This is a genomic window from Stenotrophomonas sp. 10N36, assembly GCF_056395005.1.
The window spans coordinates 278,367-294,588 of the sequence record NZ_JBFTIS010000001.1 but is presented as its reverse complement, the minus strand read 5'-3'; the positions used below and the strand labels follow the sequence as shown (position 1 = coordinate 294,588).

General features: G+C 68.0%; 16 protein-coding genes and 1 tRNA gene. 12 read left to right on the top strand and 5 right to left on the bottom strand.

Features of this window, described 5'->3' with window-relative positions:
- Nucleotides 1–124: 124 nt before the first annotated feature.
- Both dapA and AC1DCJ_RS01355 read left to right on the top strand, forming a co-directional pair.
- Entirely contained in the window at nucleotides 125–1,018 is an 894-nt protein-coding gene (gene dapA / locus AC1DCJ_RS01360; protein ID WP_141058677.1) for a 4-hydroxy-tetrahydrodipicolinate synthase, read from the top strand.
- 27 nt (nucleotides 1,019–1,045) lie between these two features.
- The gene (locus tag AC1DCJ_RS01355; RefSeq protein ID WP_137189154.1) at nucleotides 1,046–1,567 is read left to right on the top strand and encodes a hypothetical protein; all 522 of its coding nucleotides are present in this window, start codon (nucleotides 1,046–1,048) and stop codon (nucleotides 1,565–1,567) included.
- Nucleotides 1,568–1,798: 231 nt separating this feature from the next.
- Here AC1DCJ_RS01355 and fdxA read toward each other — a convergent pair whose 3' ends face one another.
- Both fdxA and AC1DCJ_RS01345 read right to left on the bottom strand, forming a co-directional pair.
- A complete protein-coding gene (fdxA, locus tag AC1DCJ_RS01350) occupies nucleotides 1,799–2,122 on the bottom strand; it encodes a ferredoxin FdxA (protein ID WP_137189155.1) in 324 nt (107 codons plus the stop codon).
- Nucleotides 2,123–2,376: 254 nt separating this feature from the next.
- Nucleotides 2,377–3,285, bottom strand: coding sequence for an SMP-30/gluconolactonase/LRE family protein (locus AC1DCJ_RS01345; RefSeq protein ID WP_137189156.1), 909 nt, complete (start codon nucleotides 3,283–3,285; stop codon nucleotides 2,377–2,379).
- Between the two features lie 328 nt (nucleotides 3,286–3,613).
- Here AC1DCJ_RS01345 and AC1DCJ_RS01340 point away from each other — a divergent pair, with 328 nt between their 5' ends.
- Nucleotides 3,614–5,044 carry a sugar porter family MFS transporter gene (locus AC1DCJ_RS01340; RefSeq protein ID WP_313424569.1) on the top strand — a complete coding sequence of 477 codons (1,431 nt, stop codon included), beginning with the start codon at nucleotides 3,614–3,616 and terminating at the stop codon, nucleotides 5,042–5,044.
- A 152-nt stretch (nucleotides 5,045–5,196) separates the two neighbouring features.
- Here AC1DCJ_RS01340 and AC1DCJ_RS01335 read toward each other — a convergent pair.
- Nucleotides 5,197–5,271, bottom strand: a tRNA-Glu gene (locus AC1DCJ_RS01335).
- 50 nt (nucleotides 5,272–5,321) lie between these two features.
- On the opposite strand from AC1DCJ_RS01335, the gene pcnB reads away from it, so the two are divergent.
- The 6 genes from pcnB (at nucleotide 5,322) to pgi (ending at nucleotide 10,990) form a co-directional block, all read left to right on the top strand.
- The gene (gene pcnB / locus AC1DCJ_RS01330; RefSeq protein ID WP_038689084.1) at nucleotides 5,322–6,695 is read left to right on the top strand and encodes a polynucleotide adenylyltransferase PcnB; all 1,374 of its coding nucleotides are present in this window, start codon (nucleotides 5,322–5,324) and stop codon (nucleotides 6,693–6,695) included.
- Nucleotides 6,696–6,698: 3 nt separating this feature from the next.
- Nucleotides 6,699–7,187 carry a 2-amino-4-hydroxy-6-hydroxymethyldihydropteridine diphosphokinase gene (gene folK / locus AC1DCJ_RS01325; protein ID WP_478069908.1) on the top strand — a complete coding sequence of 163 codons (489 nt, stop codon included), beginning with the start codon at nucleotides 6,699–6,701 and terminating at the stop codon, nucleotides 7,185–7,187.
- 31 nt (nucleotides 7,188–7,218) lie between these two features.
- A complete protein-coding gene (panB, locus tag AC1DCJ_RS01320; protein WP_141058681.1) occupies nucleotides 7,219–8,034 on the top strand; it encodes a 3-methyl-2-oxobutanoate hydroxymethyltransferase in 816 nt (271 codons plus the stop codon).
- On the top strand, nucleotides 8,031–8,873 hold the full coding sequence (gene panC / locus AC1DCJ_RS01315; RefSeq protein ID WP_137189159.1) for a pantoate--beta-alanine ligase: 843 nt from the start codon (nucleotides 8,031–8,033) through the stop codon (nucleotides 8,871–8,873). Before panB ends, panC begins: the two co-directional genes overlap by 4 nt.
- A gap of 225 nt (nucleotides 8,874–9,098) precedes the next feature.
- Nucleotides 9,099–9,479, top strand: a complete 381-nt coding sequence (panD, locus tag AC1DCJ_RS01310) for an aspartate 1-decarboxylase (RefSeq protein WP_038689075.1) — start codon at nucleotides 9,099–9,101, stop codon at nucleotides 9,477–9,479.
- The gene (gene pgi, locus AC1DCJ_RS01305) at nucleotides 9,476–10,990 is read left to right on the top strand and encodes a glucose-6-phosphate isomerase (RefSeq protein WP_038689073.1); all 1,515 of its coding nucleotides are present in this window, start codon (nucleotides 9,476–9,478) and stop codon (nucleotides 10,988–10,990) included. Before panD ends, pgi begins: the two co-directional genes overlap by 4 nt.
- A 377-nt stretch (nucleotides 10,991–11,367) precedes the next feature.
- Here pgi and AC1DCJ_RS01300 read toward each other — a convergent pair whose 3' ends face one another.
- Together AC1DCJ_RS01300 and AC1DCJ_RS01295 are read right to left on the bottom strand one after the other, a co-directional pair.
- The gene (locus tag AC1DCJ_RS01300; protein WP_038689071.1) at nucleotides 11,368–11,946 is read right to left on the bottom strand and encodes a response regulator transcription factor; all 579 of its coding nucleotides are present in this window, start codon (nucleotides 11,944–11,946) and stop codon (nucleotides 11,368–11,370) included.
- Nucleotides 11,943–13,169, bottom strand: a complete 1,227-nt coding sequence (locus tag AC1DCJ_RS01295; RefSeq protein ID WP_038689069.1) for an ATP-binding protein — start codon at nucleotides 13,167–13,169, stop codon at nucleotides 11,943–11,945. The genes AC1DCJ_RS01300 and AC1DCJ_RS01295 overlap by 4 nt, the downstream gene beginning before the upstream one ends.
- Before the next feature lie 128 nt (nucleotides 13,170–13,297).
- Between AC1DCJ_RS01295 and ispG the strand changes: the two genes are divergently transcribed.
- From ispG to AC1DCJ_RS01280, 3 genes are all read left to right on the top strand, one after another.
- Nucleotides 13,298–14,563: a flavodoxin-dependent (E)-4-hydroxy-3-methylbut-2-enyl-diphosphate synthase gene (ispG, locus tag AC1DCJ_RS01290; RefSeq protein ID WP_478069907.1), complete on the top strand. Its 1,266-nt coding sequence runs from the start codon at nucleotides 13,298–13,300 to the stop codon at nucleotides 14,561–14,563.
- The gene (locus tag AC1DCJ_RS01285; protein WP_313243849.1) at nucleotides 14,544–15,293 is read left to right on the top strand and encodes a phosphatase PAP2 family protein; all 750 of its coding nucleotides are present in this window, start codon (nucleotides 14,544–14,546) and stop codon (nucleotides 15,291–15,293) included. The genes ispG and AC1DCJ_RS01285 overlap by 20 nt, the downstream gene beginning before the upstream one ends.
- 181 nt (nucleotides 15,294–15,474) lie before the next feature.
- Nucleotides 15,475–16,122 carry a response regulator gene (locus tag AC1DCJ_RS01280; RefSeq protein ID WP_038689063.1) on the top strand — a complete coding sequence of 216 codons (648 nt, stop codon included), beginning with the start codon at nucleotides 15,475–15,477 and terminating at the stop codon, nucleotides 16,120–16,122.
- Nucleotides 16,123–16,222: the final 100 nt, after the last annotated feature.

The window sequence follows — 16,222 nt, the reverse complement described above, 5'->3', positions numbered from 1 at the left end:
CGACGGCACGTTCGCCGGAGTCCAGCATACTTGCCCGTGCTTTCGACCCGCAAGTAACATGCAACGTACATCCGGCCGGCGTTTAGGCCCGCTGGGTTCCCCCTTTCTTCCGAGCAACGTTTCCTTGTCCCTTTCCGGTCTCATCACCGCGCTGGCCACGCCTTTCAAGGCCGATGGCGCATTGGATCCCGACGGTTGGCAGCGCCTGCTGCATCTGCAACTGGAGGGTGGCGTTCACGGGGTGGTGGTCGCCGGTTCGACCGGCGAGGCCGCCACCCTGTCCGACGACGAGTACGACCAGCTGCTGCGCAGCGCGGTCAAAACCGTGGCCGGGCGCATCCCGGTGCTGGCCGGGACGGGCCTGTCGGGCACGGCCAAAACCATCGAACAGACCCGCCGTGCGGCCGCCAGCGGCGCCACCCATGCGCTGGTGGTGACCCCGCCCTACGTGCGCCCCACCCAGGAAGGGCTCATCGCCCATTACCGCGCCGTCGCCGACCAGGGCGGGTTGCCGGTGATCCTGTACAACGTGCCCGGCCGGACCGGCTGCGACATGCTGCCCGAGACCGTGGCCGTGCTGGCTGCCCACCCGAACATCGTGGGCATCAAGGAAGCGGTGGGCGATGTGGGCCGCGTGCAGGCCCTGCTGGCGCTGCGTTCAGCCGATTTTGCCGTTCTCAGTGGCGATGACGGCACCGCGGCGCGCTCGATCCTGTCCGGCGTGGATGGCTTGATCTCGGTGGGCTCCAATGCCTTGCCGGGCGCGTACCGACGCATGTGCGACCTGGCTGCGGCCGGCGAGCGCGAGGCGACCGAGGCGTGGGATGCCCGCCTGGAACCGTTCCATGAATTCTGCGGCGTGGAGTCCAATCCGATCCCGGTGAAGGACCTGCTGCGCCGGATCGGCATCGGCCACGGGCTTCGCCTGCCGCTGCTGTCCCTGTCTGCGGCGCACCATGCCGCTGCCGAACACCTGGCCACCGATATCGGTGCGCTGGAAGCACTATCCAACCACTGACCACCCGTGGTCACCCAGGAGATTCCCATGCGTCAATCCGTTTCCGCCATCCGCGTGTTGTCCTTCGCGATCCTGGCCACTGCCACCCTCGTGGGTACCACCGGTTGCTTCAAGCGCGGGGCCAAGGGCGACTACGCGCTGGCGCCGGAAATGCGTCCGCTGGAAGTGCCGCCGGACCTGAACGCCCCGGGCGGCAGCCCGGCCGCCCAGGTACCGGTGTTGGCGTCGCAGGCGGCCAAGCCGGCGCCGGCGGCAGCGTCCACCCAGGCCCCGACCAACGCGGCAGGCTTCACCGTGCCGGGCAGCAAGGACGAGGTGTTCGGCAAGGTCGGCACCGCGCTGGAATCGGTGGCCGGCGTGAAGATTGCCAGCAAGGCACAGCTGCTGGGGTCCTATGACGTGGCCTACGAAGGCAGCGACTTCCTGGTCCGCGTGGTCGGCGTGGAAGCCGGCGCCTACGTGTCGGCCGTTGACCCGCGCGGCCTGCCGGCCACCGGTGCCGCCCCGACCAAGCTGCTGGGCGAGCTGAAGGCGAAGCTGGCTCCGTAAGGAAGCCCGCGGTAGGTCCGGTTGCTGGCCGGGCAGGTGTGCATTGCGTGCCTGCCCGGCTCTGACGCTTATGGCGTTGGGGCGAAGGGCAGCCGGCCAGCGGCCGGCACTACCGGGGATCCGGTTCGGGAAACAAAAGGGCGCCCTAGGCGCCCTTTTTCGTTCGGGGATCCGGCTGGAGAAACGAAAAGGGCGCCCTCGGCGCCCTTTTCGTTTGCGGCATGCTGCGGCTCAGCGTTCCAGAAGGGGCAGCTTGTCCGGCTTGCCGTCCCATTCGCCGGCGTCGGCGGGCGGGTCCTTGCGCACGGTCAGCACCGGCCAGGCCTTGGCCAGCTCGGCGTTCAGGGCGACGAACGCTTCCTGTCCGGCGGGCACGTCGTCTTCGGGGAAGATCGCGTTGACCGGGCATTCGGGTTCGCACAGGGTGCAGTCGATGCACTCGTCCGGGTCGATCACCAGGAAGTTCGGGCCTTCATGGAAGCAATCCACGGGACACACTTCCACGCAATCGGTGTGTTTGCACTTGATGCAGTTTTCGGTGACGACGAAAGGCATGGGGAAATCCGGCGTTAAGCCGCGTAATTCTAGAACAGGTTGTGCCTGAATGCTGGCGTGGCGTGCTAAGTCGGCCCGCCCGGATGTCCAGGTAAGTCGGGGCAGCCCTTGTGCAGCAACGCGTTGCGGGGTCTGCATGGCGATCGGGCCGGACGGTTGCGGTGTCTGCGCACCCGCGCGCTGGGCGCGGGGATTCCCTGTGCACGTGTGTCTCCGCTGCCTGACCGCCCGGTGCATGCCCGGCCCGCAGCCGGTCAGGCCACGTGGACCCGGCTCTCCGGCAGACCGGGGTGGTCCTGGCGCGCGCTGAACAGGCTGCCCGCATGCGGGCTTGCGGCCAGTGCCTCGGGCGTGTGGTCCAGCTGTGAACTGATCACGTACAAGGTGCGCAGGTCGGGGCCGCCGAAGGCAACGCAGGTGGGGTTCTTGACCGGCACCGGCTGCACCTGCAGCAGTGTGCCGTCGGCGCCATAGCAGCTCACCTGGCTGGCCCGCCATTGCGCGTTCCAGACCCGCCCGTCGGCGTCCACCGCCGACCCGTCGGGCTCGGCAGCGCGGTTGGCCAGCGTGGTGAACACACGCACGTTGGCGGTGCTGGCGCGCTCGGGGTCGTAATCGCAGGCCATGATCTGCGGCGTCACCGAATCACACCAGTACAGCGTGCGGCCATCCAGGCTGAAGCTGATCGCGTTGGGAATCACGATGCCCGGCAGCGGCAGTGCGCGCAGGCCGTGGCGGCTGGAGTACTGATAGAAGCGGCCATCGGCGGCCCGCGCCGGGTGTTCGTTCATGGTGCCGAACACGAAGTTGCCGTGGCGGTCGGCGCGGCCATCGTTGCTGCGCGTGTACGCGTTGTGTGGGTCCACATCGGCCAGCCACTGCAGCGGCAACGCATCGTCGGTGGCGGCAGCCAGGTCGGCGCGATGCAGCGAACTGACCAATGCAACCAGCAGCGTGCCATCGTCGAACAACCCGATGCAGCCGGGGCGGTCCGGCAACACCCAGTGGCGCGTGCTGCCGCTGGCCGGGGTGTGCTGCCACAGCCGACGTTCGGCGATGTCGATCCAGAGCAGGCTCTGCCGCCGGTCGCACCAGAGCACGCCCTCGCCGTGGGTGCAGCGGCTGTCCACCGCCAGCGTGGCCGGCGCGCGTTCGAGGCTCATTGCGACGCACCGGTGGGCATCCGCACGATCGGCGTGGCGCCACAGCGGGATGGGGTGATCGGGCGAACGAACATGGGCATGGGCAGGCGCTCCTCGACAATGCCGCGCCACGCCCGGGAGTGGGCAGGGCGGCCAGGCGGGCATGGTCGCAGTGGAGGGCGTCGGTGATCAACCGGTGGTCCAGCGCGGCGATGCGCGCACGCCGCCGCGGGCCGTCGCCGTGCCCCGGCCCACCCGCCGCCGCCCAGCCGGCGCGAAAGGTATGAGAACCTGCGCCATCCGTCCCTGCTGCGGTCGTGCGCAGCGTCCCTTCAACCCAGGGTTTCCCATGACCAGTGCTTCGCTCAGCAGTACACGTGCCGGCAGCGGCGAGAACACCGGCTTCATCATCCTGATCAGCTGCGTGGCCACCATCGGTGGCTTCCTGTTCGGGTTCGACAGCGGCGTGATCAACGGCACCGTCGATGGCCTCAAGGACACGTTCCAGTCCAGCTCGGCCGGGATCGGCTTCGAGGTGGCCTCGATGCTGCTCGGCTGCGCGATCGGTGCGTTCTTCGCCGGCCGCCTTGGCGACCGGCTCGGCCGCCGCGGCGTGCTGATCATCGCCGCGGTGATGTTCCTGTTCTCGGCCCTGGGGGCCGGTGCGGCGCACAGCTCCACGGTGTTCATCATCGCCCGGGTGATCGGCGGCTTCGCGGTGGGTGCGGCCAGCGTGATGTCGCCGGCCTACATTGCCGAGGTGGCCTCGGCCCGGTACCGCGGGCGGCTGGCCACGGTGCAGCAGATCGCGATCATCAGCGGGTTGTTCTGCGCCTTCCTGAGCAACTACCTGCTGGCCAAGGCGGCCGGCGCCTCCACCGAGTCCCTGTGGCTGGGCCAGGCGGCATGGCGCTGGATGTTCTGGATGCAGGCCATCCCCTCGCTGCTGTTCCTGTGCCTGCTGCTGGTGATCCCGGAAAGCCCGCGCTTCCTGGTGGTCAAAGGGCGCCGTGACCAGGCCTTGGCGGTGCTGACCCGTCTGTACGGGCCGGCCGAGGCGCAGGCCAAGATCACCGAGATCGAAGGCTCGTTGTCCCAGGACCAGCACCGCCCGACCTTCTCCGACCTGATCAGCAAGGCCACCGGCAAGCTGCGCCCGATCGTCTGGATCGGCATCGGTCTGGCCGTGTTCCAGCAGCTGGTGGGCATCAACGTCGTCTTCTACTACGGCGCGGTGCTGTGGCAGGCGGTGGGTTTCTCGGAGAACGACGCGCTGCTGATCAACGTACTCTCCGGTGCGCTGAGCATCGGTGCCTGCCTGGTCACCGTGGTGCTGATCGACCGCATCGGCCGCAAGCCGCTGCTGTGGATCGGCTCGGTGGGCATGGCGATCTCGCTGGCGCTGGTCACCATCGCCTTCGCCAGCGGCTCGCTGGATGCCGGCGGCAAGCTGCAGCTGTCCGACAGCATGGGCGTGCTGGCGCTGGTGGCGGCGAATGTCTACGTGATCTTCTTCAACATGTCCTGGGGCCCGGTGATGTGGGTGATGCTGGGCGAGATGTTCCCCAACCAGATCCGCGGCTCGGGGCTGGCGGTGGCCGGCGCGGCGCAGTGGACGGCCAACTTCGCCATCACCGTGTCCTTCCCGGTCCTGCTGGGCAGCATCGGTCTGGCCGGGGCGTACGGCATCTATACGGTGGCCGCGGTGCTGTCGGTGTTCTTCGTGCTGCGCTTCGTCAAGGAGACCAAGGGCAAGGAACTGGAGCAGATGGAGGGCTGAGCGCGCGCCCGACCGGGGCGACCCGGTCGGCCGGTGCAGCGGGCAGTGTGTGCTCCCCGCTGCGCGCCTGGCAGGGCAGGGGCCGGCGGGCCCGGGCCTGGAACGCAAAAAACCCCGCCGTGGCGGGGTTTTTGGCTTCCGTGCAGCGCGACTGGTGCTCCCTAGGGGACTCGAACCCCTGTTTTAGCCTTGAGAGGGCCACGTCCTAACCATTAGACGAAGGGAGCAGGCTTTGTCGCGAACTGCGCAGCGCGCTAGTATATGGACCTAGATGCCATTGGGCAATCCCGAAAACTCAACCGGAAGCGCCAACATCAATTCTTCTGCTACATCACCGTTCAGCCTGCGCGTGATTCCGCGCGACCAGCACACCATCTCCCGCAAGGACATCAGCCCCAACGCGTTGCGCGTGTTGTACCGGCTGCGTGATTCCGGGTTCGCTGGCTACCTTGTCGGGGGCGCCGTGCGCGACCTGCTGGTCGGAGGCAACCCCAAGGACTTCGACGTGGCCACCGATGCCACCCCGGAACAGGTCAAGGCGCTGTTCCGCAACTGCCGCCTGATTGGCCGCCGCTTCCGGCTGGCCCATGTGGTGTTCGGTCGCGAAATCATCGAAGTGGCCACCTTCCGCGCCAACATCGACGATGGCAGCGGCGACCGCGAGATGGAAAACGGCATGCTGGTCCGCGACAACGTCTACGGCAGCATCGAAGACGACGCGATCCGCCGTGACTTCACCTGCAACGCCCTGTACTACGCGATCGAGGACTTCTCGGTGCGCGACTACACCGGCGGCTTCGAAGACGTCCAGGCGCGCCTGATGAAACTCATCGGCGACCCGGAAAAGCGCTACCAGGAAGACCCGGTGCGGATGCTGCGCGCGGTGCGCCTGGCGGCCAAGCTCGGCTTCCAGATCGACGACGCCAGCGCCGAGCCGCTGCCGCGGCTTGCCGGCCTGCTGGCCGAAGCCGCGCCGGCGCGCCTGTTCGAGGAAGTGCTCAAGCTGTTCCTGTCCGGGCACGGCGTGGCCAGCTTCGAAGGCCTGGAGCGTTACGGCCTGCTGGACGTCATGTTCCCGGAAAGTGCCGCCGCGCTGCGCAGCAACCGCAGTGGCGCGCTGCGCCGCATGGTCATCGAAGGTCTGCACAACACCGACCTGCGCGTGGCCAATGATGAGCCGGTGTCGCCGTCGTTCCTGTTCGCGCTGCTGCTGTGGCCGGCGTTCTGCCGCGCCCTGGCCAGCCTGCAGAAGCAGGGCGTGGCGCTGGAAGAGGCGCAGCGTCGCGCCGCCGACCGCGTCACCTTGCACCAGCTGACCACCATCGCGCTGCCGCGCCGCTTCTCGCTGCCGATGCAGGAGATCTGGCTGCTGCAGGGGCGTTTCAGCTCGCGCCAGCGCAAGCGCGTGATCCGCACCCTGACCCATCCGCGCTTCCGCGCCGCCTACGACTTCCTGGTGTTGCGCCAGGTGGCCTCCAGCGAGCACAGCGCCGACGTCGAGTTCTGGCGCGAAGCCCAGCTGCAGTCCGGCCCGGAGCTGGATTCGGCGCTGGATGCGGCGCATGTCGAGGGTGAGGTCGACGAAGACGGTGCACCGCGCAAGCGTCGGCGCCGGCGCCGTCGTCCGGGCGGGGCCGCCACGGGCGAGTAAGACGTGACCGCTGCCTGCATTGGATTGGGCGCCAACCTGGGCGACGCCGCGCAGACCCTGCGCGACGCGTTCGAGGCCCTGGCAGGGGTGCCGCGCACCACGCTGCGCGCGCGCTCCCTGTTGTACAGCACGCCGCCCTGGGGCAATGAAGACCAGCCGGCGTTCGTCAACGCCGCCGCGCTGCTCGACACCGCGCTGAGTGGCCCGGAACTGCTGGACGCGCTGCTGGGCATCGAGCGCGACTTCGGCCGGGTCCGCCAGCCGGGCGTGCACTGGGGGCCGCGCACGCTGGACCTGGACCTGCTGCTGTTCGGCGAGGACGTGATCGACCTGCCGCAGCTGAAGGTCCCGCATCCCTACCTGCACGAACGCGCGTTCGCGCTGCTGCCGCTGGCCGACGTTGCCCCGGACGCGGTGATTCCCGGCCACGGCCGTGTGCGGGATGCTGTGATGCGGGTCGAGGCCTGCGGGATCGCGCCAATAGGGGGATAATGCGGGGCTTATCGCCACCGGTTATCAGCTCATGAGTACCCACGCAGACAGCAAGCCCTGGACCGTTCCCGCCCTGGCCGAGGCCAAGCGCAACGGCCAGAAGCTGGTGATGTTGACCGCCTATGACGCCGGGTTTGCGCGTGCGTTCGACGCCAACGGCGTGGACCTGATCCTGATTGGCGACTCGCTGGGCATGGTGGTGCAGGGGCATGATTCGACCCTGCCGGTGACCACCGACGACATGGTCTACCACACCCGCGCCGTGTCCCGCGTGCTGCAGCGTGCGCTGCTGGTGGCCGACCTGCCGTTCGGCGCCGACGCCACGCCCGAACGCGCGCTGGATGCCTCGCTGCGCCTGCTGCAGGCCGGCGCGGAGATGGTCAAGATCGAAGGCGCCGGGTTCAAGCTGGACATCATCCGCTACCTGGTCGAGCGCGAGATCCCGGTCTGCTCGCACCTGGGCCTGACCCCGCAGTCGGTGCTGCGCCTGGGCGGTTACCGCGTGCAGGGCCGGGGCGATGCCGCCCAGCAGCTGCGCGACGACGCCAAGGCGGCGGTCGCCGCCGGTGCCACCCTGATCGTGCTGGAGTGCGTGCCTACCCCGGTCGCCACCCAGGTCACCGCCGACGTGTCCGTGCCCACCATCGGTATCGGCGCCGGCCCCGGCTGCGACGGCCAGGTGCTGGTGCTGCATGATTTCCTTGGCCTGGACAGCGGCCATCGCCGACCGAAGTTCGTCAAGGATTTCCTTGCCGACGGCGGTTCGGTCGCCGGTGCTGTCCGTGCCTACGCCGACGCCGTGCGCGACGGCTCCTTCCCCGACGCAGAACACGCCTACGCCTCATGATCGAAACCGTCACCGAACTGTCCCGCCTGCGCGCCGTCGTCAACGGCTGGAAGCGTGAGGGCCTGCGCGTCGCGCTGGTCCCCACCATGGGCAACCTGCATGCGGGCCACTACTCGCTGGTCACGCTGGCCCGGCAGTACGCCGACCGCGTGGTCTCCAGTGTCTTCGTCAATCCGACCCAGTTCGGCCCCAACGAAGACTTCACCCGCTACCCGCGCACCCCGGAAGCCGACACCTCCGGGTTGGAGCAGGCTGGCTGCGACGTGCTGTGGCTGCCGACTGTCGAATCGATGTATCCGTTCGGCATCGAACTGGCGGCCAGCGTCAACGTGCCGGGCATCAGTGGCCTGCTGGAAGGCGCCCACCGCCCGGGCCATTTCGATGGCGTGTGCACGGTGGTCTCGCGCCTGTTCAACCAGGTGCAGCCGGACGTGGCCGCCTTCGGCAAGAAGGACTACCAGCAGCTGGCGGTGATCCGCCAGATGGTGGAAGACCTGGCCTTCCCGATCCAGGTGGTGGGCGGGGACATCGTGCGTGAAACCGACGGCCTGGCGATGAGCTCGCGCAACCAGTACCTCAACGCCGACCAGCGCCCGGTCTCGACCACCATCCACCAGGTGCTGCTGGGCATGCGCGAGGGCTTCATTGCCGGCAAGACCCGCAGCCTGATCGAAGCCGAGGCCACCGCCGCCCTGCAGGCCGCCGGGTTCCAGGTGGACTATGCGGTGGTGCGCAAGCCGGACCTGTCCGAGCCGGCCGACGCCAATGACGGCACCCGCGTGGCCCTGATCGCCGCGCGCATCGGCAACACCCGGTTGATCGACAACCTGGAGTTCTGAGGGGCAACCCCCGGGATTGAGGGGGTACCCCGGGGCGTCCACCGTCCCGCGGATGTGACCCCAGATGACCGTGCAGCCACCCATGGGGTGGCAATACCGCGGGTCGGGTGGGGTCGTGACGATGCTGAACCGCTGGCAGCCCCCGGCGCGGGCGGGCGCGGCTTGCCCTGCCCGTTGTCCGGCGGGTGCTAGAATTTCCCTTTCCTTTACCGTTGTCCCGTTGCCATGCATCTGTCCCTGCTCAAGACCAAGATCCACCGCGCCACCGTCACCCACTCCGAGCTGAACTACGAAGGTTCCATCGCCATCGATGACAACCTGCTGCAGGCCACCGGCATCCGTGAGTTCGAACAGGTGCACATCTGGGACGTCACCAACGGTGCGCGTTTCTCCACCTATGCCATCCGTGCCGAAGCCGGCAGTGGCGTGGTGTCGCTCAACGGCGGCGCGGCGCGCCACGTGCAGGTCGGCGACATCATCATCATCGCGGCGTTCGCCAGCATGAGCGAAGAAGAAGCTGACAGCTTCAAGCCGAAGTTGGTATATGTGGACGGCAAGAACCAGATCTCCCACACCAACGACAGCATCCCGACCCAGGCCGCATGACACAGCACAACGGATTCGACCCGCTCCACTCCCATGCCCAGCGCCTGCGTGGCGCAAGCATCCCTTCGTTGATCGCCGCCGAACCGGGCCGCGCACAATCGCTGGGGTTGCGGGTCGGTCCGTTGTACGTCAATTTCGCGCGGCAGAAGTACGACCGCGCGGCGTTGGACGCACTGCTGCAGCTGGCCGCCGAGCGCGATGTCGCCGGCGGCTTCCAGCGCCTGTTCCGCGGTGAAACGGTCAACCTGACCGAAGGCCGCGCAGCGCTGCATACCGCATTGCGGGGCGACCTCAGCGGCGCACCGGTGGCCGGCGAAGCCTTCGCCACTGCCGCCCAGGTCCGCGCGCAGATGGGCGACCTGATCGCCGCGCTGGAAAAGACCAACGTCACCGACATCGTCAGTGTCGGCATCGGTGGCTCGGACCTCGGCCCGCGCCTGGTTGCCGACGCGTTGCGCCCGGTCAGTGGCGCGCGCTTCCGCGTGCATTTCGTTTCCAACGTGGACGGCGCCGCCATGCAGCGCACGCTGGCCACGCTCGACCCGGCCACCACCGCCGGCGTCCTGATTTCCAAGACCTTCGGCACCCAGGAAACCCTGCTCAACGGGCAGATCCTGCATGACTGGCTGGGCGGCAGCGAACGCCTGTACGCGGTCAGCGCCAACCCGGAGCGGGCGGCCAAGGCCTTCTCGATCGCCGCCGGCCGCGTGCTGCCGATGTGGGACTGGGTGGGCGGGCGCTACTCGCTGTGGTCGGCGGTCGGGTTCCCGATCGCGCTAGCGATCGGCTTCGAGCGTTTCGAACAGCTGCTGGCCGGTGCCGCGCAGATGGACGAACACGCGCTCACCGCGCCGCTCGAGCAGAACCTGCCGGTCCTGCATGCCCTGACCGATATCTGGAACCGCAACCTGCTGGGCCATGCCACGCATGCGGTGATGACCTACGACCAACGTCTGGCGCTGCTGCCGGCCTACCTGCAGCAGCTGGTGATGGAAAGCCTGGGCAAGCGTGTGCAGCTCGATGGCAGCCCGGTTGCCAGCGACACCGTGCCGGTGTGGTGGGGCGGGGCAGGCACCGACGTGCAGCACAGCTTCTTCCAGGCACTGCACCAGGGCACGAGCGTGATTCCGGCCGATTTCATCGGCTGCGTGCGCAACGATGACCCGTACGTGGTCAACCATCAGGCGCTGATGGCCAACCTGCTGGCACAGACCGAAGCGCTGGCCAACGGCCAGGGCAGCGACGACCCGCACCGCGCGTATCCCGGTGGCCGCCCGAGCACGCTGATCCTGCTCGACGCGCTCACCCCGCAGTCGCTTGGCGCGCTGATCGCCATGTACGAACACGCCGTGTACGTGCAGTCGATCATCTGGAACATCAACGCCTTCGACCAGTTCGGCGTGGAGCTGGGCAAGCAGCTGGCCAGCCAGTTGCTGCCGGCGTTGCAGGGTGAAGCGCATGCGATCACCGACCCGGTGACGCTGGAGTTGCTGGGCCGCCTGACCGCCTGACCACCGCGTAGATCCGACCGTTGATCGGCTAAAGGCCGGGTAGAGCCGACCGTTGGTCGGCTAAAAGGGCAGGTAGAGCCGACCGTTGGTCGGCTATCGCGCGCAACGCGCGGTGTTGGTCGTCGTGGCGAAGAGCAGCCGACCAACGGTCGGCTCTACCGGTTGATGCGCCCGTGTTTGAGCAGCCGACCAACGGTCGGCTCTATCGATGCAGGTTCAGTGCGGGTAGGGCCGACTAAAAGGGCAGGTAGAGCCGACCGTTGGTCGGCTATCGCGCGCAGCGCGCGGTGTTGATCGTTGTGGTGAAGAGCAGCCGACCAACGGTCGGCTCTACCGGTTGTTGCGCCGGTGTTTGCGCGGTCGATTCGCGCTGGGCCTTACCGGCTCGGGTCGCGTTCCGGACTCGGCCGCTTGGCCAGCTTGCGCTGCAGCGAGCGGCGGTGCATGCCGAGCAGGCGCGCGGCGGCCGATACGTTGCCGCCGGTTTCGTGCATGGCCTGCTGGATGTGTTCCCACTGCAGCCGGCTGATCGGGGTCATCGCGTCCGGTGGCTCCAGGTCGCCATCGTCGGCCGGGCCATCGTCTTCTTCGCCCAGCGCACGCAGGATCATCGGCACGGTGGCCGGCTTGGGCAGGTAATCGTCGGCGCCCAGCTTGATCGCTTCCACCGCGGTGGCGATGCTGGCGTAGCCGGTGACCAGCAAAATCCGCATGTCTTCGCGCAGGGCGCGCAGCGGCTGGATCAGCGACAGGCCGGATTCGGAGCCCAGCTTCAGGTCGATCAGCGCATATGCCGGCGGGTTCTGCCGGGCCAGCAACAGCGCCGAGGCAATGTCGCTGGCGGTCACCGTTTCCAGGCCTTTGCGGCCCAGGCTGCGCTGCAGGGTGCGCAGGTACAGCTCGTCGTCGTCGACCAGCAGGCCATGGCTGGCAGCGGGCAGGGTGGGAATGTTCATGCGGAAGTCTCCGAAGACGTCAAAGGCAGGCGGAAGCCGACGCGGGTGCCGGCGCCGTTGGCCGGGCGCATCCACAGTTCGCCGTCCAGGCGTTCAATGGTGGCGTGCGACAGGGCCAGGCCCACGCCCATGCCCTGCGCCTTGCCGCTGTTGAACAGGGTGCCGGGCAGAACCGCCTGGCGGGCATCGAAGCCGTGGCCGTAGTCGCGCACTTCGCCGATCAATGTGTCCCCTTCAATGCGCAACGTCAGGTCCACCTGCGGGCGCTCGGCTTTCTCGCCGGCGTCGGCGGCGTTGTTGAGCAGCACCATCAGCAGGTGCCCGATGCCCGGGTCCAGTGGCAGTTTCAACGGTGCGTCGTCGTTGCGCTTGAGGGTGATGGTCGGGCGCACCAGCCGCCACTGTTCCAGCACCTGCGGCAGGGTCACGGTGTCGCGCCCGGGGGCGTCGCCGGCGGCCGGGCGGGCCAGCGCCAGCACCCGCTCGCGGCACTGCACCAGCAGCTCGCGCAGTGTATCCACGTCATCGCGCACTTCGCTGCTGTTGGTCTGGTCGGCGATGTCATCGGCCAGCAGGGTCATGGTGGCCAGCGGCGTGTTGAGCTCATGGGCCACCGACGCGGCATGGGTGGCCAGGGCGACGATGCCTTCATTGCGCACGAAGCGTTCGCGCAGCAGGGCCAGCTCATGCTCGCGGTGGCGCAGGGCGATCGCCAGGCGGGTGGCGAACACCAGCACCACCGTGGCCGACAACAGGAAGTTGCAGACTACGCCCCACTGGTGCATCTGCATGGCGGTGAAGTAGCCGGCCGGCAAAGGCAGCCCGAAGATGCCGCTGACCGCGTAGCCGATCAGGCAGGTCGCGGCCACCGCCAGGGTCCAGCGCAGGGGCAGGGCGAGCGCGGCCAGGGCGATCAGGATCAGGAACAGCGAGCCGAACGGATTGCCGATGCCGCCGCTCCAGCCGACCATCCAGGTGAGCACGCTGACGTCCACCAGGATGTGGCCGAAGGCGGTCACCGGCGCGGTGTCGGCGTCGTTCACGCGCAGCTGCGCGTACAGGTTGAACAGGGTCAGCGCGGCCACCCCCGCCCACAGCGGCAGCTGCGGCAGTTCCAGCCCCAGCACCGAGGTGGCCACCAGGATCGTGGCGGCCTGGCCGGCCACGGCCAGCCAGCGCAGGCTGCACAGGGTTCGGAGGAAGGGGGCGTCGGTGCCGGTCATTGCGCACATCCTATGCGCTCGGGGGCTGGCCTGCCTGCGACAATCGGCCGCATCGGTTGAATGAGTGCCGACCAACGGTCGGTAGCCACCCCGCGCGCGTGAACACGCGTGGCGCGCTAAAATGGGGGATGCATGACGCCGTGACCCAACCGACCCAACCGTCCGACACCTCCGTGTGGGCCCGCCGCCAGACCCAGGCCGTCCGCATCGGCGGCGTGGTCGTGGGCGGGGGCAGCCCCGTGGTGGTGCAGTCGATGACCAACACCGACACCGCCGACATCGCCGCCAGCGTCAAGCAGGTGGCCGAACTGTGGCGGGCCGGGTCGGAGATGGTGCGGCTGACGGTCAACAACCCCGAGTCGGCCGCGGCCATCCCGCGGATCGTGGAAAAGCTGCAGATGATGGGCATCGACGTGCCCCTGATCGGCGACTTCCACTACAACGGCCACCAGCTGCTGACCCAGGAGCCGGCCTGCGCCGAAGCCCTGGCCAAGTACCGGATCAACCCGGGCAACGTCGGGTTCGGCAAGAAGAAGGACACCCAGTTCGCGCAGCTGATCGAGTTTGCGATCCGCTACGGCAAGCCGGTCCGCATCGGCGCCAACTGGGGCTCGCTGGACCAGTCGCTGGCCGCCCGCCTGATGGATGAGAACAGCCAGCGGGCCACCCCGTGGGATGCCGGCCGGGTGCTGCGCGAGGCGCTGATCCGTTCGGCGCTGGATTCGGCGCATACCGCGGTCGAACTGGGCCTGCCGCGCGATCGCATCGTGCTGTCGGCCAAGGTCAGCGGCGTGCAGGAGCTGATCGCGGTCTACCGCGACCTGGCGCAGCGCTCGGATTTCGCGTTGCACCTGGGCCTCACCGAGGCCGGCATCGGCAGCAAGGGCATCGTGGCCTCCTCGGCGGCGCTGGCCGTGCTGCTGCAGGAAGGCATCGGCGACACCATCCGCATTTCGCTCACCCCCGAGCCGGGCCAGTCGCGCACCGCCGAGGTGATCGTGGCCCAGGAACTGCTGCAGACCACCGGGCAGCGTGCCTTCACCCCGCTGGTTACGGCCTGCCCGGGCTGCGGCCGCACCACCTCCGAGTTCTTCCAGGAGCTGGCCAAGGTGGTGCAGAACCACGTGCGCGAGAAGATGCCGGTCTGGAAGGTCAGCCACCCGGGTGCGGAGAACATGACGCTGGCGGTGATGGGCTGCATCGTCAACGGGCCGGGCGAGTCGCGCCACGCCAACATCGGCATTTCGCTGCCGGGTACCGGTGAAACCCCGGCTGCGCCGGTATTCGTCGATGGCGAGAAGGCCGTGACCCTGCGTGGCGACCACATCGCCCAGGATTTCGTGGCGCTGATCGACGATTACGTTGAGCGAAAGTATGTCCGCAGCGTCGGATAAGCCCGACGTGCTGGCCGGCCGGGAGCCGGTCGCCGGTTTCCGCCAGTGGATGGCGCACAACGCGTGGCGGTTCGTCCTGCTGTTCGCCGGCGTGCTGCTGCCACTGGCCGGCTTCGTCGCACTGGCCGACGAGGTGCACGAATTTGAATCGTTCCACTTCGATGCGCCGCTGCTCTGGAAGATGCACGGCCTGCATTCGCCGGGGCTGGACCAGTTCTTCACGCTGCTCTCCAAGCTGGGCTACGAGTGGTTCCTGATCCCGGCCGATGTGCTCATCGTGGTGGCGCTGCTGTGGGGTAAACGGTGGCGCGAGGCCAGTTTCGTGGCCATCAGCTTCGTCGGTTCGGCGCTGTTGAACCTGGGCAGCAAGCAGTTCTTCCAGCGCGACCGGCCCAGCCTGTGGGAATCGATCGCCCCGGAAAGCACGTTCAGCTTTCCCAGTGGCCACGCGATGGGCTCGATGACCCTGGCGGTCACGGTGGCCCTGCTGGCCTGGAACACCCGCTGGCGCTGGCCGGTGCTGGTGCTGGCACCCGGGTTCAGCGTGCTGGTCAGCGTGTCCCGGGTGTACCTGGGGGTCCACTATCCGTCGGACATCCTGGCCGGTTGGTGTGCCGCCCTGGTTTGGGTGGTAGGGTGCTTCCTGGTCATGTTCAGGCGCCGGCATCCCTGGCGCCACCGCCCCCTCGCCGGGCTGTCGGCCGCAAAGGCCGATCGCGACGGGGTATAGGCGTACAGTAATAGGCGTAGTAAACCGATATGGCCTGGGGTGAAAGGCTAAGGGGTAGGGGTAATCCAGCTTGGTTGTGATGCGGGCACCAGAACGCGCCGACGGGAAGGTTTCTTCCTTGTTATCGCATCATCCCGCCGCTAGGCTTGCCCCCGTTCGCAGCGTTTGAAGAGGTACGTGGATGACGATTCGAGTGTATCTGGTGGACGATCATGCGCTGGTGCGAACCGGCATGAAGATGATCCTGTCCAACGAGACCGATATCGAGGTAGTCGGTGAAGCGGACTCCGGCGAAGATGCGTTGCCTGACATCCGTCAGCTGCGACCGGACGTGGTGCTGTGCGACCTGCACCTGCCGGGCGTCAGTGGTATGGAAGTCACCGAACGGGTGGTGCGTGGCGACCACGGCACCCGCGTGGTGATCGTCTCGGTGCTCGAAGACGGCCCGATGCCCAAGCGCCTGCTCGAAGCCGGTGCCTCCGGCTACATCGGCAAGGGCTGCGATGCACAGGAACTGCTGCGTGCCGTGCGCGACGCCGCGCTGGGCCGGCGTTACCTGGGCAGCAGCATCGCGCAGAACCTGGCGCTGTCCAATGTCGAAGGCACCCAGTCGCCGTTCGACGCCCTGTCCCCGCGCGAACTGGAAGTGGCCCTGCTGCTCACCCAGGGCCTGCGCCAGGAAGACATCGCCAAGCGCTTGAGCCTGAGCGCCAAAACCGTCAACACGCACAAGGCGCGCCTGTTCGAGAAGATGGGCATCCACGACAACATCGCGCTGGCCCGCATGGCCAGCCAGTACGGTCTGGTGGATCCGGCACGGCCGATGTAACCGGCGGCACCAACGTCGTGTACAAAAACGCCCGGGCATGCCCGGGCGTTTTGTTGTGATCGGTTACCGGTAGAGCCACGCCATGCGTGGTTGCTCCCCC

What these genes read in the sequence shown, in the direction of transcription:
- AC1DCJ_RS01355 (WP_137189154.1), top strand. Translation starts at nt 1,046, where the DNA reads ATGCGTCAATCCGTTTCCGCCATCCGCGTGTTGTCCTTCGCGATCCTG.
- fdxA (WP_137189155.1), bottom strand. Translation starts at nt 2,122, where the DNA reads ATGCCTTTCGTCGTCACCGAAAACTGCATCAAGTGCAAACACACCGAT.
- AC1DCJ_RS01345 (WP_137189156.1), bottom strand. Translation starts at nt 3,285, where the DNA reads ATGAGCCTCGAACGCGCGCCGGCCACGCTGGCGGTGGACAGCCGCTGC.
- AC1DCJ_RS01340 (WP_313424569.1), top strand. Translation starts at nt 3,614, where the DNA reads ATGACCAGTGCTTCGCTCAGCAGTACACGTGCCGGCAGCGGCGAGAAC.
- panB (WP_141058681.1), top strand. Translation starts at nt 7,219, where the DNA reads ATGAGTACCCACGCAGACAGCAAGCCCTGGACCGTTCCCGCCCTGGCC.
- panC (WP_137189159.1), top strand. Translation starts at nt 8,031, where the DNA reads ATGATCGAAACCGTCACCGAACTGTCCCGCCTGCGCGCCGTCGTCAAC.
- panD (WP_038689075.1), top strand. Translation starts at nt 9,099, where the DNA reads ATGCATCTGTCCCTGCTCAAGACCAAGATCCACCGCGCCACCGTCACC.
- pgi (WP_038689073.1), top strand. Translation starts at nt 9,476, where the DNA reads ATGACACAGCACAACGGATTCGACCCGCTCCACTCCCATGCCCAGCGC.
- AC1DCJ_RS01300 (WP_038689071.1), bottom strand. Translation starts at nt 11,946, where the DNA reads ATGAACATTCCCACCCTGCCCGCTGCCAGCCATGGCCTGCTGGTCGAC.
- AC1DCJ_RS01295 (WP_038689069.1), bottom strand. Translation starts at nt 13,169, where the DNA reads ATGACCGGCACCGACGCCCCCTTCCTCCGAACCCTGTGCAGCCTGCGC.
- ispG (WP_478069907.1), top strand. Translation starts at nt 13,298, where the DNA reads ATGCATGACGCCGTGACCCAACCGACCCAACCGTCCGACACCTCCGTG.
- AC1DCJ_RS01285 (WP_313243849.1), top strand. Translation starts at nt 14,544, where the DNA reads ATGTCCGCAGCGTCGGATAAGCCCGACGTGCTGGCCGGCCGGGAGCCG.
- AC1DCJ_RS01280 (WP_038689063.1), top strand. Translation starts at nt 15,475, where the DNA reads ATGACGATTCGAGTGTATCTGGTGGACGATCATGCGCTGGTGCGAACC.